Genomic DNA, 20,712 nt, shown 5'->3' with positions numbered 1-20,712 from the left:
TAATTGGGTTATAAAGATGGTACTCATTCATTAATTTAAAGCCTAAAAAATAAAGGAGACAAAATGAGTCAACAACAAGATACCAGTCTGACTGGTTTTTATAAGGTCATGAACCCCAGGGAAAAGAAAACTTTTTGGGGTTGTTTCTTAGGCTGGGCATTAGACGGCATGGACTTCATGATTTACCCCTTGGTGATTGGAACCATTATTGCAGTATGGCAGGTTGACCGTGGTATGGCCGGCCTGGCTGTAACAGGTACTTTATTGGCTTCTGCATTTGGTGGATGGTTTGCGGGTTATTTAGCTGATCGAATCGGTCGCGTACGCACTCTTCAGTTCACCATTCTTTGGTTCTCTAGCTTCAGTTTAATTTGCGCATTCACGCAAGACTTTAACCAGCTCATGATTGCTCGCGCACTCTTGGGTTTTGGTTTCGGTGGTGAGTGGGCAGCTGGTGCGGTACTGATGGGCGAGACGATTCGTGCTGAATATCGTGGTCGCGCTGTAGGAAGTGTGCAATCCGCGTGGGCGGTAGGTTGGGGCGCTGCTGTACTCCTGCAAGCTATTATGTTTAGCTTGCTTCCTGCTGATATGGCATGGCGCGCAATGTTTGTTGTGGGCTTCTTCCCTGCATTACTCTTACTCTACATCCGTCGTAATGTAGAGGAGCCTGAGATTGCGAAGATTGCTCGTGAAAAAGTTGTAGCAGCTGGTGACTCACCATCAATCTTTGAGATTTTCAAACCGGGTATCTTGAAAACCACAATCTTGGCATCTTTGTTAACCATGGGTGCGCAAGGTGGTTACTACGCAATTACTACTTGGGTACCAACCTTTCTAAAGGCTGAGCGTAAATTAACAGTGGTTGGCTCTACCGGTTATTTGGCATTCCTGATTGTTGGAAGCTTTGTTGGTTATCTAGTTGGTGCTTGGATGGCTGACCGCTTTGGTCGTCGAAAACTCTTTATGACTTTCTCGCTGGGTGCAATTGTTTTAGTCTTGGCATACACCCAGTTAGAAATTACGAACGAGATGATGATGTGGCTTGGCTTCCCCCTCGGTTTTTTTGCCAGCGGTTATTTCTCAGGCATGGGCGCATTCTTGACTGAACTCTTTCCAACTCGTTTGCGTGGATCTGGTCAGGGCTTTTGCTATAACTTTGGCCGCGGTATTGGTGCTTTATTCCCCGCTTTGGTTGGTTATTTCTCGGCTCAGTATGGATTAGCCATGGCGATTGCAATCTTTGCTGTGATTGCTTATGGTGTTTTCTTTATAGCTGCTGTGATTCTTCCTGAAACCAAAGGACGCGAATTGCAGGCTAATTAACGGCTTCTCTGTGTCACCAAAAGAAATTCCGTTTTGCCCAGGACCGCCCGATCATCAGGGTGGTCCCTTTTCTTTTAAGATGCCTTTCGGCGCAGTGGATACGCATGCGCATGTCATTAGCGCAGCCAGTTTTGTACCTGATCGTTCCTACACCTCTCCAGAGGCAACCGAAGAGCAATATATTCAAATGCTTGATGAGGTTGGTATGACCTACGGTGTGCTGATTCAAGTTAGCGTGAATGGCCAAGACAATGAGCCTATGCTTAAGGCGTTAAGGAATCATCCGCAGCGATTGCGTGGGGTTGCTGTGCCGCTCCTTGGTCAAGTAGATTCTTATTATCAAAAGATGAAGGATGCTGGTGTAGTTGGTGTTCGTATGAACCTCATGTTCTCTGGAGGTGGCTTAGATATTTCGAAGCTTGAAGAGTGCGATGCTCTAGCAAGAGATTGGGGTTGGCATATTCAATTTTTGTTAGATGCAAATGATCTTCCAATGCTAATGCCGCGTATGCAGAAGTTAAAGTCCATATTAATGATTGATCACATGGGCTACTTAAGAGCTTCTGTTGGTTTGGATTCGCCTGGTTTTAAAGCGCTCGTTGATTTGGTACGAGAGAGGGCATGGGTCAAAGTATCGGGCGCCTATCGTTTAACTGATCAAGCGCCTCCTTATGAAGATGTGGTTCCTTATGCACAAGCATTAATTGATGCCGCACCTGAGCGATGTGTATGGGGCTCCGATTGGCCGCATGTTGCTAATTGGGGTGTTATGCCATCAGTAGCGCAGCTACTTGAAAGTCTTGCGTTATATGCGCCCGCTGAAGCACTACGCAATCGAATTCTTTGCTCCAACCCACAAAATCTATATTTTTCATAATATGAAATGTCATTACGCTGCGTAAAATGCAGTGCAGTATGCGGTTGATCTTTTCATTCCAAGCAGTGAATAACTATTTCACATAGTAAAAATACAAATATAAGTTATTGAATTTAAATAACTAAATATTTTTAAAAATATCATAAATTTCCCTTGATTGCTTTTTTGAACTGTCTAAACTCTTATATAAGACATAAGACTTGAATGGGTCTTAAAGATCCTCAAATTTTGAAGTACTTGTTTAACTTAGGGAGAAAAACATGGCAGATCGCAAAGCAGAAATCGCAGCACTACAAAAAGACTGGGATACCAATCCACGCTGGAAAGGTATTACTCGTGGCTATACAGCCGAGGACGTAGTACGTCTTCGTGGTTCATTGAAGATTGAGCACACTTTAGCTAAGCATGGCGCTGAGCGTCTTTGGGAATTGGTAAACAACGAGGCCTACGTAAACTGTTTAGGTGCCTTGACTGGTGGTCAAGCAATGCAACAGGTTAAAGCTGGCGTACAAGCAATTTACTTGTCGGGTTGGCAAGTTGCTGCCGATGGTAACTCTTATGCAGCCATGTATCCAGACCAATCTTTGTATCCAGTAGATTCAGTTCCTAAAATGGTTGAGCGTATTAATAACTCATTCCAACGTGCTGATGAAATTCAAACAGCTAAAGGTATCAACAAAGGCGACGCTGGTTATATTGAATATTTTGCCCCAATCGTTGCTGACGCTGAAGCTGGTTTCGGTGGTGTATTGAATGCATTTGAATTAAGCAAAGCACTGATCAAGCAGGGCGCTGCTGGCGTTCACTTTGAAGATCAATTATCTTCCGTTAAGAAGTGTGGTCACTTAGGCGGTAAGGTATTGTTACCTACTGCTGAGTCAGTTCAGAAGTTGATCTCTGCACGTTTGGCTGCTGATGTGATGGGTGTTTCTACTATCATTTTGGCCCGTACTGATGCTGAAGCCGCTGACTTGTTGACTTCTGATTATGACGCGAATGACAAGCCATTCTTGACAGGCGAGCGCACACCAGAAGGTTTCTACAAAACACGCAAAGGCTTGGATCAAGCGATCTCACGTGGTTTGGCATATGCTGCTTACGCCGACATGGTTTGGTGTGAAACTGGTACCCCTGATCTTGATTTTGCTCGTCAATTTGCTGAAGCAATTCGTGCGAAGTTCCCAGGCAAGATGTTGGCCTACAACTGCTCACCTTCTTTCAACTGGAAGAAGAACTTAGATGACGCAACTATTGCTAAATTCCAACGTGAATTAGGTGCAATGGGTTACAAGTATCAGTTCATCACATTGGCCGGTATCCACTCTATGTGGTACAACATGTTCGACTTGGCTCAAGACTACATGCAGCGCGGCATGACTGCATACATCGAGAAAGTGCAAGAGCCAGAATTTGCTGCTCGTGACCGTGGTTACACATTCGTTTCACATCAGCAGGAAGTTGGTACTGGTTACTTCGATGATGTAACGACTGTTATCCAAGGTGGCAAGTCTTCTGTAACGGCATTAACGGGTTCTACTGAAGAAGAGCAGTTCCATTAAGAATCCCTAAGTAGTACGTTGTAAGCAGTGGCACCATACTGCCGCGGCACCTAAATGACCCCACAAGGGTGACTTAGGTGCCGTTTTCGTTTACATTCTTCAGATGACTAATTGCGTACTCTGTAAAGACAAACTCAAGCCCGAAGAGGGTCAACTCATATGGCGTGGAGATGACTGTCGAGTCATCTTGGTAAATGATGCTGATCTACCTGGATTCTGCAGGGTGATTTGGAATCGCCATGTGGCTGAGATGACCGACCTTACCCATGGCGAGCGGGAGCATTTAATGGCCCTTGTGTTTGCTGTAGAGGAGGTAATGCGCGACGTCATGCAGCCCGATAAGATTAATCTTGCTGCTCTTGGGAATGCGGTTCCACATATTCATTGGCATGTCATTCCGAGATATGTCGATGATGCCTTCTTTCCCGGGTCAATATGGTCAGTAAAAACGCAGCAAACATCAAATGTAATACTGGCTGCGAGAAGGCAAAGAGCGCTTGAATTGCCGCCGGCAATTCGGGTGGCAATTTCAGGATTATATTAAAGTGGTGATTTGGCTCAAAAGCCAAATAGCAGTACTTATAATAAAAATAGACGGAGACTTTTGTGATTCAAAAAATAATGCCTAGCGTAGTTGAGGCCTTGCGAGATATCGCTGATGGTTCGACTATCCTCGTTTCTGGATTTGGTGGTGCCGGCCTACCCATTTTTTTATTGGATGCGCTCCATGAACAAGGCGCTAAAGACTTGACCATAGTTAGTAATAACGCGGGTAACTCAGGAGTGGGAATTTCTAAATTGATAGGGGCTGGGCGCGTCAGAAAAATGGTGTGTTCTTTCCCTCGTCAGCCAGAGTCTGGTGCATTCGATGATCTCTATCGTGCTGGCAAGATTGAATTAGAGCTTGTTCCACAGGGAACTCTGGCCGAACGGATTCGTGCTGGTGGTGCTGGTATTGGTGGTTTTTATACGCCTACTGGTTTTGGTACTGAGCTGGCCAAGGATAAAGATATTCGTGAAATAGATAGCGTTAATCATATTTTTGAGAAGGCTATTAAGGCAGATTACGCATTAATTAAGGCCGATAAGGGTGATCGCTGGGGTAATCTCACTTACCATGCCACCGGCAGAAATTTCGGTCCAATTATGGCTACAGCGGCACTTTGCACTATTGCTCAGGTAAATCAAGTGATTGAGCTTGGAAAGCTTGATCCAGAAAACATTGTGACACCCGGAATCTTTGTGAAGCGTGTTGTGAAAGTGGAGGCGTCATCATGATTGATCTTTCTAAAATCAAAAAACGTTCAACAGCAGATATTGCTAAGAGGATTGTTCAGGATATTCCTGATGGCGCTAGCGTGAATTTAGGCATTGGCCAGCCAATGACTATTTCCAATTACTTGCCAGAGGATCGTGAGATCTTGTTGCATAGCGAGAATGGTTTGCTTGGGATGGGGCCCTTAGCTACTGGCGATGACATTGATGAGGAATTAGTGAATGCAGGTAAGCAGCCAGTAACCATGCTTCCTGGTGCGTCGATTTGTCACCACGCTGATTCGTTCGTAATGATTCGTGGTGGACATCTTGATATTTGTGTCTTAGGGGCTTTTCAGGTTTCGGTAAAGGGTGATATTGCTAACTGGCGAACTGGCGACCCAATGGCTATACCAGCAGTGGGCGGTGCCATGGATTTGGCTTTAGGTGCCAAGAAGTTGTTTGTGATGATGGAGCATCTGACTAAATCAGGTCATTCCAAGTTGGTTCAGGAATGCACATATCCGCTAACTGCCCTTGCTGCAGTAGATTGCATCTATACCGACTTAGCAACTATCGAAGTGACGCCAAGTGGATTGCGTGCAGTAGATTGGGTGGATGAATTGAGTTTTGAGGAGCTGCAAGAAATCAGCGGGGTCCCACTGTTGAATGCAAGGCAATGAGCCGAATCTTTATTTCTCTGATTTTGCAGTCGCTACTATTGGGTGTGAGTATTTCTACTCTCCATGCGGCGAATCAAGAGGGGGTATATCCCAGTAAGCCGATTCACCTAGTTGTTGGTTTTTCTCCCGGCGGTTCTGCTGATACTGTTGGTCGCGCTTTGGCGGAGGGGCTTTCCACTCGACTTGGACAACCTGTGATTGTTGAGAATAGAGCTGGGGCAAATGGAAACATTGCTGCAGAAATGGTCGCACGAGCTGCCCCCGATGGATACACGATTTATTTTCCATCGATTGGGCATGCGGTCAATGCATCTCTATATAAAAAATTGCCCTATGACCCAATTAAAGATTTCACGGCAATTGGCGGAGTATTTTCCGCCCCTAATATGTTAGTAGTGCCGCTGAATTCGCCTTATAAATCTGTTGCCGATGTCATTAGTGCGGCTAAAGCTAATCCGGGCAAGCTAACCTTTGCTTCTAGCGGTAGTGGTACCTCTGTGCATCTTTCGGCTGAGCTATTTGAAAAGATGGCTAAGATTGAGATGATTCACATACCTTATAAGGGGACTGGTAGTGCAATGCCTGATGTTATTTCGGGGCAGGTTGATATGAGTTTCCCAAATTTGCCGAGTGCTGTACCGCAGGTAAAGGCCGGTAATCTGCGTGCTTTAGGTGTTACCACTGCAAAGCGATCTGCTGCTGCCCCAGGTATCCCAACGATTGCTGAATCCGGTTTGCCTGGTTATGAAATGGCCACATGGTATGGATTACTAGCCCCGGCAAATTTACCGGTAGGCATCCGTAATCGCTTGAATAAAGAATTACAAAGTATTTTGGCGGATCCAAAATTTAAAGATAAATTAATTGCACAGGGCGCTGACCCAATGCCAGGAACGCCAGAGCAATTTTCTGGATTGATTAAAAGCGAAATTGAACGTTGGCAAAAATTAATTCTGCAATCAAAAATTACCATTGAGTAGTCTATTTATCCCTAAGGAAAGTCTATGTCTTTTTCTAAAAATGCCTGTATCGCTGGAATTTATGAGCATCCCCTTCGGGTTGCCCCCAATCATACGGTTGCTCAATTGCATGCTGAAGTTGCCCATGGCGCTCTACAAGATGCTGGTTTGACATTAAACGATGTTGATGGCTATTTTTGTGCGGGCGATGCTCCAGGAATGGGGCCTGTTTCAATGGCTGATTACTTGGGATTAAAGAACTTAAGTTACTTGGATTCAACTGATACAGGCGGATCGTCGTATTTAACTCATGTAAATCATGCGGCTCGAGCTATCAGTGCTGGGCAATGTCGTGTAGCCTTAATTACTTTGGCCGGCCGCCCAAAGTCAGAGGGCTCTAGTGGCACCCAAGTGCGTAGTCAATATGCTAGCGCTCCAGATTTTGCTTTTGAAAAACCGTATTCCCCGGCACCATTAAATACTTATGCCATGTGTGCCATGCGCCATATGTATGAATTCGGAACTACTAGTGAGCAACTGGCCTGGATTAAAGTGGCTGCTTCGCATCATGCACAGCACAATCCCAATGCGTTATTAAAAGACGTTTTAACTGTTGAAGATGTCTTGAATTCTCCAATGATTGCAGATCCATTACACCGTGCAGATTGTTGTGTGGTCACCGATAGTGGTGGTGCTCTAGTAGTGGTACATCCTGATATTGCTAAAACATTGAAGAAGCCTGTGATTACGATGATGGGCGCTGGCGAGTCCACCAAAGGCCAAATGGGTGGTAAGGTTGATTTAACCTATTCCGGTTTAGCATGGGCTGCCCCGCGTGCGTTTGAGGAGGCGAAGTTAACGCCTGACCAGATTCGATATGCATCCATTTACGATAGCTTCACTATTACCGTTCTGATTCAACTTGAGGATCTGGGGTTTTGTAAAAAAGGCGAGGGTGGTCGCTTTGTTGAGGATGGGCAGTTGATTTCCGGGAGGGGGAAGCTGGCTTTTAATACCGATGGCGGGGGCCTTTGCAATAACCACCCCGCAAATCGTGGCGGCATGACCAAGGTTATCGAGGCAGTAAGACAGCTCCGGGGTGAGGCTCATCCTGCGGTGCAGGTGCCTAATCTTGAATTTGCTTTGGCATCCGGTATTGGCGGCGCCCTAGGGACACGTCATGGTGCCGCAACTCTTATTATGGGGAGGTTGTAATGTTAAAAGGAAATCAAGTGGTTCATCGTCTGCCTAGTCCAATCATTAATCCAGAAAATCAGGCTTTTTGGCAAGCAGCCCAAGATGGTAGGCTGGTATTAAAAGCGTGCAACTCTTGCAAGGAAGTGCACTACTACCCCCGAACAATTTGCCCTCACTGCGGCGGTAATGACACTGCATGGCTTGATTCCGAAGGTGTTGGTGAAATCTATTCATACACGGTCATGAGGCGTGGAGTAGAAGTTCCTTTTGCAATGGCCTATGTTCTTCTTAAAGAAGGCATCTCTTTGCTGACGCACTTATGCAATTGTGATTTTGATGCAATTCGCATTGGGCAAAAGGTTCGGGTAGTATTCCAAGAAACTCAGGACGGTCAGAAGACACATCTATTTGAGCCCTTGGCTTAACTTAATAAGCTAGGAAAGCTGACTACATTCCCTCAGAAACCAATAGGGGGACCACTATGAGTCCCCCTATTGGTTTTTACCGCGGCTAAGTACAGTTCAAATTATTCAGCTTCAATTTTCGCCTGTTGAGCAACTAACTCCCACTTCTTCTTTTCTGCAGCAATAAAAATTTTGGTATTGGCTGGTGTATCACCCACAGCCCAGCCACCTAGATCTTTCCAGCGCTGCTTGATTTCTGGAGTTTCTAGCGCCTTCTTAACAGCTAGGTAGAGCTTATCAATGATAGGTTTGGGGGTGCCGGCAGGTGCGAATAGGCCGAACCAAGCGGTTACCTCAAAGTTGGGATAGCCTGATTGAATCATTGTGGGAACATCAGGCAACTCCGCAACGCGATTTTTGCTGGTAACCGCTAAAGCGCGTAATTTTCCAGCTTTAATGTATTGCATAGAGCTGGGTAGATTGTCTACCATCATACTAGTCTGGCCAGCCAGTAGATCTGCCAGTGCGGGGCCGGCTCCCTTATAGGGCACATGAATAATGTCAATGCCAGCCTGTGTTTTGAACAGCTCCCCGGACATATGGATTGACTGACCGCGGCCAGATGATGCAAACGAATACTTGCCGGGATTCGCTTTGGCTAATGCCACAAGCTCGGCTACCGTTTTAGCGGGAACCTCTGGATTAACTACCAATACATTTGGATTGGCAATCACAATCGTTATCGGCTCCATATCTTCCATTTTGTATGGGAGATTTTTATAGAGACTGTAGTTGATCGCATTTGGACCAATATTACCCATCGCTATCGTATAACCATCTGCTGGCGCGGAAAGTAGCGCTTGAATGCCAATAATGCCTGCTCCACCCGCTTTATTTTCCACAATCACGGTCTGACCAAGCTCTTTACCTAGAATATCAGACAGCGCACGCGAGGCAATGTCGGTCGTTCCGCCTGGAGCCGCAGTCACAATAATTTTGATCGGCTTATTAGGAAAGGGTTGGGCGAGGGCTGATTGACTCGCCAATATGGGGGCTACAAATAAGGCAGCACTAAATAAACATGCACGTCTAACAAAATTAAGTCTAAACATAGTCGTCTCCAACGCGGGTCGGTGTAATAGTAATAACGCGATCTTGAAAGCCCGCTAGCTCAATATTAAACACATATGGCTATTCATTCAATCCTCCGACAATATCTTTTCTAGGTGCGGCGGTAGAAAAATTACCTTAAGCACTATTGAGTCAGCGCTTCTCAGGCTGACTCAGTCCTCGCTGAAATGCATTATTTCCTAAAGATAGTTTTTGGACTGGCGACATTGTGGCATTGACCAATTCCATGTAATAAAACATATCTAGAATAGTTCAATCGTTGAGTGCTGTAATCTAGACCGCCGTTAAAACGCGTACCTAAGCAATAGGGAGGTTCATTGCTGGCAGAAAATCGATCATCCTAGAATTTTTGGGACTGGATTGGAAGATTTAATGGAGGCCTCAGAGGTAGTGCGTGCCAATGAACTACTATCCTCATTTAATGCTACGATTATTCTTTTTCATTTTAAATTCATGCGTAAATTATTTTGCACCTCTTTAATACTAGCAATTAATGTTTTGCTGGTGAGCCTTTCTTATGCGGCTGATATTCAGGTAATTACATCCGGTGCCTTTGCTGAAGCATTAAAAGATCTAGCCCCTGAATATGAAAAGCAATCCCCCAATAAAGTCATCATTTCATATGGGTCGTCAATGGGCGCTGCACCCGACTCAATTCCATCGAGACTGGCTAGAGGCGAGCAGTTTGATGTCTTAATTTTGGCTGCACCTGCATTGGATGGCTTTGTAAAGAGCGGGACTGTTCAATCGGGGACCAAGGCTGATTTAGTTGCTTCGGTCATGGGTGCGGTAGTCAAGGCAGGTGCACCAAAGCCTGATATCAGCACTATGAATGGATTGAAGTCGGCTCTATTAAACGCGAAGTCGGTTGCTTATTCAGCAAGTGCTAGCGGCGTTTATTTATCAACTGAACTTTTCCCAAAAATGGGAATCTCCGAGCAGATGGGTAAAACTGCACGAAAAATTTATAGCGAGAGAGTTGCCTCAGTTGTAGCCAGAGGAGATGCTGACTTGGGCTTTCAGCAAGTAAGTGAGTTGCTGCCTATTCCTGGGGTAGACTTTATTGGTGAGTTGCCGCCAGAAGCGCAAAAGACAGTGCTATTTTCTGCAGGCATTACTAGCGATACACAGAATCTCGCTGCATCAAAAGACTTGATCAAGTATTTAGCTTCAAAAAAAGCAGTTGCAACGATTCAAAAGGCTGGATTAAAACCGGTGTTGCCAGCATTACCTTGGTAGGATAAGGATTATATAAATGAAGTGTTTTGCTAAAGCTGTTCTGATTACATTCTTATCTTTAGTATTTGGATCGGCGTTTGCTGCGGATCCTTGGCCTAATCACCCCATTAAATTTGTAGTTGGGTTTGGTCCTGGCGGTGCTAACGATACTGTTGCTAGAGTGGTTGCTGAGGCTGCATCTAAGCAACTAGGTCAACCAATCATCGTAGAAAATAAACCAGGCGCTGGATCTATATTGGGCGCAGATTTTGTTGCAAAGAGCGCGCCAGATGGCTATACCTTCTTTGTAAGTGCCGGTGGAATCGTTACTAACCCAATGATTAAGCCATCCATGCCATACAAGGAAGGCGATTTAGTGCCCGTTGGGATGCTTGCTATAAGCCCATCTATTATTGTCGTTTCAGCAGACTCCAAAATTAATAATATGAAGGATTTGCTGGTGCTGGCCAAAGATCCTAAGGGGCTTAACTTTTCGACTGCCGGTACCGGGAGTACCCCGCACTTCGTAGCGGAGATGTTGAAAGTAAAAGCAGGCGGTAAATATGAAATCATTCCTTACAAGAGCGGTTCCGAAGGAATGGTAGCCGTTATCTCCAATCAAGTTGATGCAACCTCAGAGGCAAGCGTTGTTGTCATTCCGCAGATTCAAGGCGGCAAATTAAAAGCAATTGCTTCCACCTGGAATAAAAGAATTGCTGCTCTGCCTGATGTTCCAACAACCAAAGAGCAGGGATACCCCGAGGTTCTGATTGGACACTGGGCGGGCGTCTTTGCTCCTAAGGGAACGTCTGATGCTATCTTGGAGAAAATGAATCAAGCAATTAATGCAGGCCTGAAGACCGCTGCTGTTCAAAGCCGTCTAACGCCACAGGGCATTGAACCGTCACCTGGAACTCGAGCTGCTTTTACTAAATTCCTCGCGGATGAAAAAGCTAGACTAGAGCCAATAGTAAAGCGCGCCAATATGAAAGAGGATTAAGCTAATTTTTTAAGGGCTTCTAAATACTTCTCTGGGTTGAGTGGCTGACCTTCACGCTGCGCCTCCCACATCACTTGCCCTAGGCATTCCATCATGACGTGTTGTGCTTCATGTACTGAGCCGAGTTTTTGCGATAGTTTGTCTGCGATTTCTTTGATTCCTGGCGGCTGATTTATTGAGATCTGCTCACTGATTGACAGATGCATTGATAGATGCAGGAATGGATTGGTTTCGCCTCGTTCTGGCGTGTAATCTTGGCTTAGGGCGCCTTCTGGATCGGCAAGTAAGTCGTGATATTCAGGATGCTCAACCATCCAATCGCTTGCCAATGTCTCCATGGGGTCAAGGATATGATTCTCGGTCTTCTTTATCCAGGTATCGCAGAAAAAGCGACGCACTTCTTCACGGGTTGGATTAAATATCGCCACGAACTTTTCCTTTACCAGTCTTTTGTTTAAAGCCGCATAGGGGCTCTACGATGCATTGTGCGCAATCAGGGTTGCGTGCCTCACAAGTATATCGACCATGCAGAATTAGCCAGTGATGTGCATCTAACAGGTATTCTTTTGGCACACGCTTAAGTAATTGCTGTTCTACCTTGAGCACATCCTTGCCTGGCGCTAGGCCTGTTCGGTTAGATACTCTAAAAATGTGAGTATCCACAGCCATGGCGATTTGTCCAAAGGCGGTGTTGAGGATGACGTTGGCTGTTTTTCTGCCAACACCTGGAAGAGCTTCTAATTCTTCACGTGTTTGAGGAACTTCTCCCCCATGTTTTTCTAGGAGCAGTCGACAGGTTTCCTGAATATGTTTGCCTTTAGAGTTAAACAAGCCAATATGCTGAATATAGGGCCTGACACCTTCTTCGCCAAGATCTAAAAGGGCTTGCGGGGTATTGGCCACCTTGTAGAGCTTGCGCGTTCCCTTGTTGACTGAGATATCGGTTGCTTGTGCTGATAGTAATACTGCAATTAATAACTCAAATGGCGAGTTGTATTCCAACTCCGTTTTTGGGCTGGGGTTGTTTGCTTTGAGTTGCTCAAAAAAAGCACGACGCTTTTCTAGATTCATCATTTCTTTTGTTGGGCTCGCGCAATTGCTGCTGCAATGATGGCACGCTTACGCTCTTGTTCTTTTAACTCATCAGCAGATGAAGGGCTTTCTGCATTGACTGCAGTTAGTTTCGCGGCAGCCTTTTTGGCCAGGCGACCATCATTATCTTTTTGTTCTCTATCTAGTCTGATTTCTCGATCGTGATAGCGCTGACGGGAAATATCTGCCAACTCTTGGGACCAAGCATCCCAGCCAGTTTTATTTTTGGTGACATCAATCATGCTGATGCAATCAACCGGGCAGGGCGGAATGCAAAGATCGCAACCAGTACACCACTCAGTTAGAACCACATGCATTTGTTTAGAGGCGCCAACGATCGCATCAACAGGGCATGCCTGAATGCAGAGTGTGCAGCCAATACACTTTTGCGGGTCTATAAAAGCAACTGGTCTGGGGCGCTCAACTCCACACTCTGGATCTATGGTTGGATGAAGCTCAAATGCATCTTGGGGGTATATGGGTATCAGAACCTTGCTCAGGCGCTCAATACCCTCAACCCCACCAGGCGGGCAGCGATTTGGGAGCGCTTCACCAGAGGCCATTGCCTGGGCATATCCACGGCAATCTGGATAGCCGCATTTAGTGCATTGGGTTTGCGGAAGAATATCCTCAAGTTGGTCGATGAGGTTATTGGCTTGGCTCATGGAAATGGCTGATTGCATTCTTCTTAAAATTAAAGGCTCCGAAGAGCCCTTAATTTATGCAGACTTGGTAGTCCGTGTAGCAGTTTTCTTCGTGTTTTGATGCTCACGAATAAACGTCTTAATCTTTGGATAAACCTTCTCACGCCAACGACGACCAGCAAAGATGCCATAGTGACCTGCACCCATCACTTCGTAGTGATCCTTATCCTGCTTTGGGATGCCTGCGCACAAAGCATGTGCAGAGCGCGTCTGACCACTTCCAGAGATGTCATCAAGCTCGCCTTCAATGGTGAGGAGGGCAGTTTTTTTAATATCTTGTGGTTTTACAAGCTCACCAGAAACTTCCCAAGTGCCATTCGGCAATGAGTAGTCTTGGAAAACAGTCTTAATAGTGTCGAGATAAAACTTAGAGTCCAAATCCAATACTGCGTTGTACTCGTCGTAAAAACGAATATGTGATTCCGCATCTTGTTCGTCGCCACGCACTAAGTTTTGGAAGTAATCCCAATGAGACTGTAAGTGGTTCTGTGGGTTCATGGCGATAAAGCCAGTGTGTTGCAAGAAGCCTGGGTAAACACGACGACCAGTGCCTGGATAGTTAGGAGGCACGTTATAAATCACGTGACTCTCAAACCACTCAAAGGACTTCTGATCCGCTAGGTTATTTACCGCAGTTGGTGACTTGCGTGCATCAATTGGGCCGCCCATCATAATCATGGAGGCTGGCGTTGCTTCACCAGCAGAAGCCATCAATGAGATTGCGCCTAAAGTTGGAACGGTAGGTTGGCAAACGGAGATCACATGTAAATCTTTAGCGCCAATGGTGCGAATGAATTCTTGCACGTAATGAACATAGTCATCAAGACCAAAGTCACCATCTTCAATCGGTACCAAACGAGCATCAATCCAATCGGTGATGTAAACCTTATGGTCTTGCAAGAGGGTGCGTACTGTGTCACGCAGCAAAGTGGCATGGTGACCAGACATTGGAGCAACAACTAGTACGGTTGGGTCTTCTTTGAGGCTCTTGATGGTTTCGACATCATCAGAAAAGCGCTTAAAACGAATCAGATTACAGAAAGGTTTTGCGATGATCGTTCTTTCATGAATCGCAACTTCGTGACCATGTGCTTTAACAGAGCGAATACCAAACTCCGGTTTTTTATAGTCCTTACCTAAGCGATAAAGGAGTTCATAGCTAGCAGCCAATCGGTCTGAACCTGGCACCTTAGAGGCGGGGTTGGAAGAATTAATAAAAGCTTCTGAAGCAGCACGTGCCCAAGAACTAACTGGTTGAAGTAAGGCTTTTTGAAACTCATGTAACTGATATAGCATGGTACCTCCGGTAATTCAGTGTATCCGCTTATTACGCCAATACGCGGGCGATTGCTTTAGCCACTTTATCAATATTTTTGGTATTGAGGGCTGCAACACAAATGCGTCCAGTCGAGAGGGCATAAATGCCATCCTCTTTCTGTAAGCGATCAACTTGCTCAGCTGTTAAGCCTGAGTAAGAAAACATGCCACGTTGCTTCTCGATAAAAGCAAAATCTTGCTTTACACCAGCAGCAACGAGTTTTTCAACCAGGCCATGACGCATCGCTTTAATGCGGTCACGCATTTCTGCCAACTCATCTTCCCAAAGTTTGCGTAATTCTGGTGAATTCAAAACGGCCGCAGCAATGGCAGCGCCGTGAGTTGGAGGATTGGAATAGTTAGTGCGAATGACGCGCTTCAATTGTGAAAGCACGCGAGTCGATTCATCTTTGCTTTGTGTGACGATAGACAATGCACCAACACGCTCACCATAGAGCGAGAATGATTTCGAGAAAGAGCTGGATACGAAGAAAGACATCCCTGAATCAGCAAAGAGGCGAACTGCAATGCCGTCCTTCTCAATCCCATCAGCAAAGCCTTGGTAGGCCATATCTAAGAAGGGGATGAGGCCTTTGTTCTTGCAGATGTCAATCACTTGGCGCCATTGCGCTTCAGTAATATCTGCGCCGGTTGGGTTGTGGCAGCAAGCGTGCAACAACACGGTAGTGTTCTTTGGGAAGGACTCTAAAGACTTCACCATGCCGTCAAAATCTACACCACGAGTTTTACCATCGAAGTAGGTGTACTCGATAACATCAAAGCCAGCAGATTCAAAAATGCCGCGATGGTTTTCCCAGGTTGGGTTGCTAATCGCGCAAGGCGCATTGAGGTTCAAGCGCTTGATGAAGTCCGCACCAACGCGCAGTGCGCCGGTACCACCAAGACACTCGGCCGTTACAACGCGACCGTCTTTAATAAGTGCGGAGTCAGCGCCAAACAATAAATTTTGCACTGCACTGTTATATGGGTTTGGTCCTTCGATTGGAATGTAGCTACGTGGCGAGTGCTTTGCAACAATCGCCTCTTCAGCTTTAATCACAGCCTTAAGAAGTGGCACCTTGCCTTCGTCCGTGTAATACACGCCAACACCTAAATTTACTTTGTCAGCGCGCTGGTCTGCAACGTAGGCTTCTGTGAGGCCAAAAATAGGATCTTTAGGGGCTAGCTGGACTGAGGCAAACAGGGTCATTTGAGGTCGAAAGTGATGGTTAGAGGGTAATTGGGGGCGGTTTTATGGGTTGTTGACGTTAAATTCAGTTTAATTGTCGGTTTTGAAGCCAGAATCAACTATTTCCTAAGAAAAACGGCAAAATCATTGTTTGTACAAAATTCGCTGTGAAGAAGTCTCACAGGTGAAATGATAGCCGAGATGCCCCCTAAGTTGCCCAAAACTGGTTCAAAAGCCGAAGTAAAAGAAGTGCCAAAAACCCCTGTGGCAGATCCCTTGGGTGAGGCTGGCCACGACCTCGATCCAGCCAAATTTGTAACCTTCCCGGACTCCCCTTATCAGCTCTATCAGCCATTTCCTCCTGCTGGGGACCAACCTCAGGCTATTGATGCCCTGGTTGAGGGGGTTGAGGATGGATTGACCTTTCAGACGCTCCTGGGGGTTACGGGATCCGGTAAGACCTTCACGATGGCTAACGTCATCGCTAGAACAGGCCGTCCAGCAATCATTTTTGCCCCCAATAAGACCCTGGCTGCCCAACTTTATAGTGAATTTAGGGAGTTTTTCCCAAGAAACGCCGTTGAGTATTTCGTCAGCTACTACGACTACTACCAGCCAGAGGCCTATGTTCCTCAGCGCGATCTCTTCATCGAAAAAGATTCCTCTATTAACGAACACATCGAACAGATGCGTTTGTCTGCAACCAAGAGTTTATTAGAGCGTCGAGACGTCATTATTGTTGCGACCGTGTCTGCAATTTACGGCATTGGTAATCCTGGCGACTATCACAGCATGGTGATGACATTACGCCCTGGCGACAAGATGAGTCAGCGCGATATTTTGATGCGCCTCATTGCGATGCAGTATGACCGCAACGAAACCGATTTCAAGCGCGGTGTATTTCGAGTGCGTGGCGACACCATTGATATTTTCCCAGCTGAGCATAATGAGTTAGCAGTGCGCGTTGAACTCTTTGATGATGTGATTGAGAGTTTGCAATTTTTTGATCCGCTGACTGGAAAGATTCGCCAAAAGATTCCACGCTTTACTGTATACCCAAGCTCACATTACGTTACACCACGCGATACTGTTTTAAAGGCAATTGAAACCATCAAGACGGAGTTGCGTACTCGCTTAGATGAGTTTGTGAAGGATGGCAAACTGGTTGAGGCGCAACGCCTTGAGCAGCGCACGCGTTTTGATTTAGAGATGCTTAATGAGTTAGGTTTCTGCAAGGGCATTGAGAATTACTCTCGCCACCTCTCCGGAGCCGCTCCTGGCGAGGCACCGCCTACGTTAGTGGATTATCTGCCTAACGATGCTTTGATGTTCCTCGACGAGAGCCATGTACTGATTGGGCAGCTCAATGCCATGTATAACGGGGATAAATCTCGCAAACATACTTTGGTGGAATTTGGGTTCCGTTTGCCTTCGGCGATGGATAACCGTCCACTCAAATTTACTGAGTTTGAAACCAAAATGCGTCAAACCATTTTTGTTTCTGCAACGCCAGCTGATTATGAGAAAACACATCAAGGTCAAGTAGTCGAGCAAGTAGCAAGACCAACTGGTTTGGTTGATCCAGAAATTGAAGTATTACCAGCAAGTACACAGGTTGATGATTTGTTGGATCAAATTCATGCACGCGTCAAAGTACATGAGCGAGTTCTGGTTACCGTATTGACGAAACGAATGGCGGAGCAATTAACAGACTATCTTTCAGACAATGGCGTGAAGGTGCGTTATGTTCACTCCGATATCGATACTGTTGAGCGTGTAGAAATTTTGCGTGACTTACGTTTAGGGGTCTTTGACGTATTGGTCGGTATTAATTTATTGCGTGAAGGTTTGGATATTCCTGAGGTATCTCTCGTGGCCATTTTGGATGCCGATAAAGAAGGCTTCTTGCGTTCAGAGCGCAGTTTGATTCAAACCATTGGCCGTGCTGCTCGTAACGTTCGTGGCAAAGCGATTTTGTATGCCGATCGGATTACCGACTCCATGAAGCGCGCAATGGGGGAGACTGAAAGACGTAGAACTAAGCAGGTTGCCTTTAATAAGCTTCATGGGATTGAGCCTAAGGGAGTACAAAAGCGCATTAAGGACATCATTGATGGCGTCTATGACGTCAAAGAGAAGCGTCAGGAGATGCAGGTTGAGCAGGAGCGGGCTCACTATGAAGATATGGGTGAGAAGGACTTGGCGGCCGAAATTAAGCGTCTGGAGAAGCAAATGAACGCTGAAGCCAAGAATTTGGAGTTTGAAAAGGCTGCCGGCACCCGCGATAGGCTGACAAAGGTCAAGGAAATGGCCTTTGGGGCTAGGTCTAGGGACTCTGTCTAAGGATTGATCAGCTAATTCCTGGCTTGCATTGAGGTTTTTTGGGATAATTCCCGAGCAGTTTGCTAGGTTATATGGTAAAGTTGAGCGGAATGGTCGGGTATTACCCGCCCGACTGTTAGCTGTCCATAACAATCCATTACCAAGGTGACATATGAGACTTACAACCAAAGGTCGTTTTGCAGTAACCGCAATGATTGATTTAGCCCTGCGTGAAACGCATGGCCCCGTAACTTTGGCCGGAATTAGCCAAAGACAAAAGATTTCCCTTTCTTACCTCGAGCAATTGTTCGGCAAATTACGCCGTTTCAATATCGTGGAGAGCACACGTGGTCCTGGTGGTGGTTACACCTTGGCACGTCCGTCCTCTGAGGTGAGTGTGGCTGACATTATTGTTGCTGTTGATGAACCTCTCGATGCAACCCAATGTGGTGGCAAAGGTAACTGTCATACCGACGAAGAAAATCATGGCCGTTGTATGACGCATGATCTCTGGAGCAATCTCAATTCCAAAATGGTTGAGTACCTGAGTTCGGTGAGCTTAAAAGATTTAGTTCATCAGCAAGAAGGGCGCGGCATTGTGATTCAAGATATGCGTCAAAAGAAAATTAAAGTTGAAAGCTCTAAAGCAGATAAGCCTGCTACAGCACTTGCAGCTAAAAAAGAAGTAGCGCCCAAGGCGCCATTAGTGAATTCCGTATTCAATTTGGCGCGACAAAGTTAATAACGCATTACCTACCGATAAATAAACCATGAACGCACCACAAGACCTTCCAAAGCAACCGGTTCCAATGTTTAGCCCTAAGCACTTCCCGGTGTATATGGACTATTCAGCTACAACGCCGATTGATCCACGCGTGGTCGACAAAATGTTGCCTTATCTGCGTGAGCAGTTTGGTAACGCGGCTTCCCGTAGTCATGCTTATGGCTGGGCTGCAGAGGAAGCGGTTGAGTGGGCGCGTTCAGAAGTTGCTCAGTTGGTACATGCTGACCCTAGAGAAATTGTCTTTACTAGCGGCGCCACTGAAAGTATTAACTTAGCATTAAAAGGCGCAGCGCATTTTTACAAAGATCGTGGCAATCACATTATCACTGTTAAAATCGAGCACAAGGCAACTTTAGATACTTGTCGTGAATTAGAGCGCGAAGGTTACGAAGTAACTTACTTGGATGTGTTGCCAAATGGTTTGATTGATTTTGCTCAACTTGAGGCTGCAATGAAGCCAGGTACGATTTTGGCTTCAGTCATGTATGTCAACAATGAGATTGGTGTTGTGCAAGATATTCCTGCCATTGGTGAGCTGTGCCGTTCACGTGGCGTGATTTTGCATGTAGATGCAGCGCAAGCAACTGGCAAAGTAGATATTGACCTAGAAAAGATCAAGGTGGACTTGATGAGCTTTTCTGCGCACAAGACTTATGGCCCTAAAGGTATTGGCGCCTTGTTTGTACGTCGTAAGCCACGTATTCGTATTGAGGCACAGATTCATGGCGGTGGTCATGAGCGCGGTATGCGTTCTGGAACCTTGGCTGTTCACCAAATCGTTGGCATGGGCGAAGCTTTCCGCATTGCTCGTGTTGAGATGATCGAAGAGAATAATCGTATTCGTGGACTGCGTGATCGCTTACTCAATGGTTTGAAAGATATTGAAGAAGTCTATGTCAACGGTGATATGGATGATCGTGTTCCGCATAACCTCAACATTAGTTTTAACTATGTTGAAGGCGAGTCCATGTTGATGGCGTTGAAAGATTTAGCGATTTCTTCTGGTTCAGCCTGTACCTCAGCATCCTTAGAGCCTTCTTACGTATTGCGTGCCCTAGGTCGCAACGATGAGTTGGCGCATAGCTCTATTCGCTTTACCTTGGGTCGCTTTACGACTGAAGAAGAAGTAGACTTCACTATCAAGTTAGTAAAAGAAAAGATTGCTAAGTTGCGTGAGTTATCTCCGCTCTGGGAAATGTATAAAGACGGAATCGATATCAGCACGATTCAATGGGCTGCACACTAAAAATATTTAAAGATAAAGAAATTTAAGAGGAAATACCATGGCATATAGCGAAAAGGTCATCGACCACTACGAAAATCCCCGCAACGTTGGCTCATTTGAGAAGGGCGACGACAGCGTAGGTACCGGCATGGTTGGAGCCCCAGCCTGCGGCGACGTAATGAAATTACAGATTCGCGTGAATGATCAAGGCGTGATCGAAGATGCAAAGTTCAAGACTTATGGTTGTGGTTCTGCGATCGCTTCATCTTCTCTGGTAACAGAGTGGGTTAAGGGTAAGACATTGGATCAAGCGCTAGAGATTAAGAATTCACTCATTGCTGAAGAGTTGGCTTTGCCTCCTGTAAAAATTCACTGTTCTATCTTGGCTGAAGATGCCATCAAGGCAGCGGTGGCGGATTACAAAGAAAAGCATCCAGCGAAGTAAGAGTAAAAAAGAAAAAGAAGTAGATA

21 protein-coding genes are annotated in these 20,712 nt (G+C 45.9%); 15 read left to right on the top strand and 6 right to left on the bottom strand.

Annotated features, from left to right (window positions below):
- Positions 1 to 63 precede the first annotated feature (63 nt).
- The 9 genes from VC159_RS08470 to VC159_RS08430 all read left to right on the top strand — a co-directional run bounded on the left by VC159_RS08470 (position 64) and on the right by VC159_RS08430 (position 8,280).
- Entirely contained in the window at positions 64 to 1,326 is a 1,263-nt protein-coding gene (locus VC159_RS08470) for an MFS transporter (RefSeq protein ID WP_323473307.1), read from the top strand.
- A gap of 10 nt (positions 1,327 to 1,336) precedes the next feature.
- Complete coding sequence (locus VC159_RS08465) at positions 1,337 to 2,203, top strand: amidohydrolase family protein (RefSeq protein WP_251367769.1); 867 nt, start codon at positions 1,337 to 1,339, stop codon at positions 2,201 to 2,203.
- A 260-nt stretch (positions 2,204 to 2,463) separates the two neighbouring features.
- Positions 2,464 to 3,762: an isocitrate lyase gene (gene aceA, locus VC159_RS08460; RefSeq protein ID WP_215359457.1), complete on the top strand. Its 1,299-nt coding sequence runs from the start codon at positions 2,464 to 2,466 to the stop codon at positions 3,760 to 3,762.
- Positions 3,763 to 3,865: 103 nt separating this feature from the next.
- Positions 3,866 to 4,306: an HIT family protein gene (locus VC159_RS08455; RefSeq protein WP_215359459.1), complete on the top strand. Its 441-nt coding sequence runs from the start codon at positions 3,866 to 3,868 to the stop codon at positions 4,304 to 4,306.
- Between the two features lie 62 nt (positions 4,307 to 4,368).
- Positions 4,369 to 5,040: a 3-oxoacid CoA-transferase subunit A gene (locus VC159_RS08450; protein ID WP_215359461.1), complete on the top strand. Its 672-nt coding sequence runs from the start codon at positions 4,369 to 4,371 to the stop codon at positions 5,038 to 5,040.
- The gene (locus tag VC159_RS08445) at positions 5,037 to 5,699 is read left to right on the top strand and encodes a 3-oxoacid CoA-transferase subunit B (RefSeq protein WP_215359463.1); all 663 of its coding nucleotides are present in this window, start codon (positions 5,037 to 5,039) and stop codon (positions 5,697 to 5,699) included. Before VC159_RS08450 ends, VC159_RS08445 begins: the two co-directional genes overlap by 4 nt.
- Positions 5,696 to 6,679, top strand: coding sequence for a tripartite tricarboxylate transporter substrate binding protein (locus tag VC159_RS08440; RefSeq protein ID WP_215359465.1), 984 nt, complete (start codon positions 5,696 to 5,698; stop codon positions 6,677 to 6,679). The genes VC159_RS08445 and VC159_RS08440 overlap by 4 nt, the downstream gene beginning before the upstream one ends.
- 24 nt (positions 6,680 to 6,703) lie before the next feature.
- Positions 6,704 to 7,873, top strand: a complete 1,170-nt coding sequence (locus VC159_RS08435; RefSeq protein WP_215359467.1) for a thiolase domain-containing protein — start codon at positions 6,704 to 6,706, stop codon at positions 7,871 to 7,873.
- A complete protein-coding gene (locus VC159_RS08430; RefSeq protein WP_215359469.1) occupies positions 7,873 to 8,280 on the top strand; it encodes a Zn-ribbon domain-containing OB-fold protein in 408 nt (135 codons plus the stop codon). Before VC159_RS08435 ends, VC159_RS08430 begins: the two co-directional genes overlap by 1 nt.
- 101 nt (positions 8,281 to 8,381) lie before the next feature.
- Here VC159_RS08430 and VC159_RS08425 read toward each other — a convergent pair whose 3' ends face one another.
- The gene (locus tag VC159_RS08425; protein WP_323473306.1) at positions 8,382 to 9,371 is read right to left on the bottom strand and encodes a tripartite tricarboxylate transporter substrate binding protein; all 990 of its coding nucleotides are present in this window, start codon (positions 9,369 to 9,371) and stop codon (positions 8,382 to 8,384) included.
- A 472-nt stretch (positions 9,372 to 9,843) separates the two neighbouring features.
- Here VC159_RS08425 and VC159_RS08420 point away from each other — a divergent pair, with 472 nt between their 5' ends.
- Together VC159_RS08420 and VC159_RS08415 are read left to right on the top strand one after the other, a co-directional pair.
- Positions 9,844 to 10,629, top strand: a complete 786-nt coding sequence (locus tag VC159_RS08420; protein ID WP_323473305.1) for a substrate-binding domain-containing protein — start codon at positions 9,844 to 9,846, stop codon at positions 10,627 to 10,629.
- A gap of 16 nt (positions 10,630 to 10,645) precedes the next feature.
- Positions 10,646 to 11,608, top strand: coding sequence for a Bug family tripartite tricarboxylate transporter substrate binding protein (locus VC159_RS08415; protein ID WP_215359475.1), 963 nt, complete (start codon positions 10,646 to 10,648; stop codon positions 11,606 to 11,608).
- Here VC159_RS08415 and VC159_RS08410 read toward each other — a convergent pair.
- Genes VC159_RS08410 through VC159_RS08390 form a run of 5 tightly spaced genes read right to left on the bottom strand, consistent with a single transcriptional unit; the run spans position 11,605 to position 15,931 of the window.
- Positions 11,605 to 12,030, bottom strand: coding sequence for a DUF1841 family protein (locus VC159_RS08410; protein ID WP_215360314.1), 426 nt, complete (start codon positions 12,028 to 12,030; stop codon positions 11,605 to 11,607). The two genes, VC159_RS08415 and VC159_RS08410, sit on opposite strands and share 4 nt — an antisense overlap.
- Positions 12,023 to 12,679, bottom strand: coding sequence for an endonuclease III (gene nth / locus VC159_RS08405; RefSeq protein ID WP_323473578.1), 657 nt, complete (start codon positions 12,677 to 12,679; stop codon positions 12,023 to 12,025). The genes VC159_RS08410 and nth overlap by 8 nt, the downstream gene beginning before the upstream one ends.
- Positions 12,679 to 13,365, bottom strand: a complete 687-nt coding sequence (gene rsxB, locus VC159_RS08400) for an electron transport complex subunit RsxB (RefSeq protein ID WP_215360316.1) — start codon at positions 13,363 to 13,365, stop codon at positions 12,679 to 12,681. The genes nth and rsxB overlap by 1 nt, the downstream gene beginning before the upstream one ends.
- 54 nt (positions 13,366 to 13,419) lie before the next feature.
- A complete protein-coding gene (locus VC159_RS08395) occupies positions 13,420 to 14,700 on the bottom strand; it encodes a polyhydroxyalkanoate depolymerase (RefSeq protein ID WP_215359477.1) in 1,281 nt (426 codons plus the stop codon).
- A 31-nt stretch (positions 14,701 to 14,731) separates the two neighbouring features.
- A complete protein-coding gene (locus VC159_RS08390) occupies positions 14,732 to 15,931 on the bottom strand; it encodes an amino acid aminotransferase (RefSeq protein WP_323473304.1) in 1,200 nt (399 codons plus the stop codon).
- Positions 15,932 to 16,099: 168 nt separating this feature from the next.
- Here VC159_RS08390 and uvrB point away from each other — a divergent pair, with 168 nt between their 5' ends.
- The 4 genes from uvrB to iscU all read left to right on the top strand — a co-directional run bounded on the left by uvrB (position 16,100) and on the right by iscU (position 20,686).
- Positions 16,100 to 18,253 (top strand): excinuclease ABC subunit UvrB, encoded by a 2,154-nt coding sequence (uvrB, locus tag VC159_RS08385; protein WP_416350433.1) that lies wholly within the window; start codon positions 16,100 to 16,102, stop codon positions 18,251 to 18,253.
- A gap of 151 nt (positions 18,254 to 18,404) precedes the next feature.
- Positions 18,405 to 18,974, top strand: coding sequence for a Fe-S cluster assembly transcription factor (locus VC159_RS08380; protein WP_215321639.1), 570 nt, complete (start codon positions 18,405 to 18,407; stop codon positions 18,972 to 18,974).
- Between the two features lie 28 nt (positions 18,975 to 19,002).
- Positions 19,003 to 20,262 (top strand): IscS subfamily cysteine desulfurase, encoded by a 1,260-nt coding sequence (locus tag VC159_RS08375; RefSeq protein ID WP_371743864.1) that lies wholly within the window; start codon positions 19,003 to 19,005, stop codon positions 20,260 to 20,262.
- Between the two features lie 37 nt (positions 20,263 to 20,299).
- Entirely contained in the window at positions 20,300 to 20,686 is a 387-nt protein-coding gene (gene iscU / locus VC159_RS08370; protein WP_068322308.1) for a Fe-S cluster assembly scaffold IscU, read from the top strand.
- Positions 20,687 to 20,712: the final 26 nt, after the last annotated feature.

Source organism: Polynucleobacter sp. JS-JIR-II-c23, from assembly GCF_035011225.1.
Classification (GTDB): domain Bacteria; phylum Pseudomonadota; class Gammaproteobacteria; order Burkholderiales; family Burkholderiaceae; genus Polynucleobacter.
Note: the sequence above shows the minus strand (reverse complement) of the source record. Positions and strands in the feature narration are given on the sequence as shown.

Excerpts from the sequence above, each read along its gene's own strand:
- VC159_RS08470 (WP_323473307.1), top strand. The coding sequence starts at position 64 with ATGAGTCAACAACAAGATACCAGTCTGACTGGTTTTTATAAGGTCATG.
- aceA (WP_215359457.1), top strand. The coding sequence starts at position 2,464 with ATGGCAGATCGCAAAGCAGAAATCGCAGCACTACAAAAAGACTGGGAT.
- VC159_RS08455 (WP_215359459.1), top strand. The coding sequence starts at position 3,866 with ATGACTAATTGCGTACTCTGTAAAGACAAACTCAAGCCCGAAGAGGGT.
- VC159_RS08445 (WP_215359463.1), top strand. The coding sequence starts at position 5,037 with ATGATTGATCTTTCTAAAATCAAAAAACGTTCAACAGCAGATATTGCT.
- VC159_RS08440 (WP_215359465.1), top strand. The coding sequence starts at position 5,696 with ATGAGCCGAATCTTTATTTCTCTGATTTTGCAGTCGCTACTATTGGGT.
- VC159_RS08435 (WP_215359467.1), top strand. The coding sequence starts at position 6,704 with ATGTCTTTTTCTAAAAATGCCTGTATCGCTGGAATTTATGAGCATCCC.
- VC159_RS08430 (WP_215359469.1), top strand. The coding sequence starts at position 7,873 with ATGTTAAAAGGAAATCAAGTGGTTCATCGTCTGCCTAGTCCAATCATT.
- VC159_RS08425 (WP_323473306.1), bottom strand. The coding sequence starts at position 9,371 with ATGTTTAGACTTAATTTTGTTAGACGTGCATGTTTATTTAGTGCTGCC.
- VC159_RS08420 (WP_323473305.1), top strand. The coding sequence starts at position 9,844 with ATGCGTAAATTATTTTGCACCTCTTTAATACTAGCAATTAATGTTTTG.
- VC159_RS08415 (WP_215359475.1), top strand. The coding sequence starts at position 10,646 with ATGAAGTGTTTTGCTAAAGCTGTTCTGATTACATTCTTATCTTTAGTA.
- nth (WP_323473578.1), bottom strand. The coding sequence starts at position 12,679 with ATGAATCTAGAAAAGCGTCGTGCTTTTTTTGAGCAACTCAAAGCAAAC.
- rsxB (WP_215360316.1), bottom strand. The coding sequence starts at position 13,365 with ATGAGCCAAGCCAATAACCTCATCGACCAACTTGAGGATATTCTTCCG.
- VC159_RS08395 (WP_215359477.1), bottom strand. The coding sequence starts at position 14,700 with ATGCTATATCAGTTACATGAGTTTCAAAAAGCCTTACTTCAACCAGTT.
- VC159_RS08390 (WP_323473304.1), bottom strand. The coding sequence starts at position 15,931 with ATGACCCTGTTTGCCTCAGTCCAGCTAGCCCCTAAAGATCCTATTTTT.
- uvrB (WP_416350433.1), top strand. The coding sequence starts at position 16,100 with ATGATAGCCGAGATGCCCCCTAAGTTGCCCAAAACTGGTTCAAAAGCC.
- VC159_RS08380 (WP_215321639.1), top strand. The coding sequence starts at position 18,405 with ATGAGACTTACAACCAAAGGTCGTTTTGCAGTAACCGCAATGATTGAT.
- VC159_RS08375 (WP_371743864.1), top strand. The coding sequence starts at position 19,003 with ATGAACGCACCACAAGACCTTCCAAAGCAACCGGTTCCAATGTTTAGC.
- iscU (WP_068322308.1), top strand. The coding sequence starts at position 20,300 with ATGGCATATAGCGAAAAGGTCATCGACCACTACGAAAATCCCCGCAAC.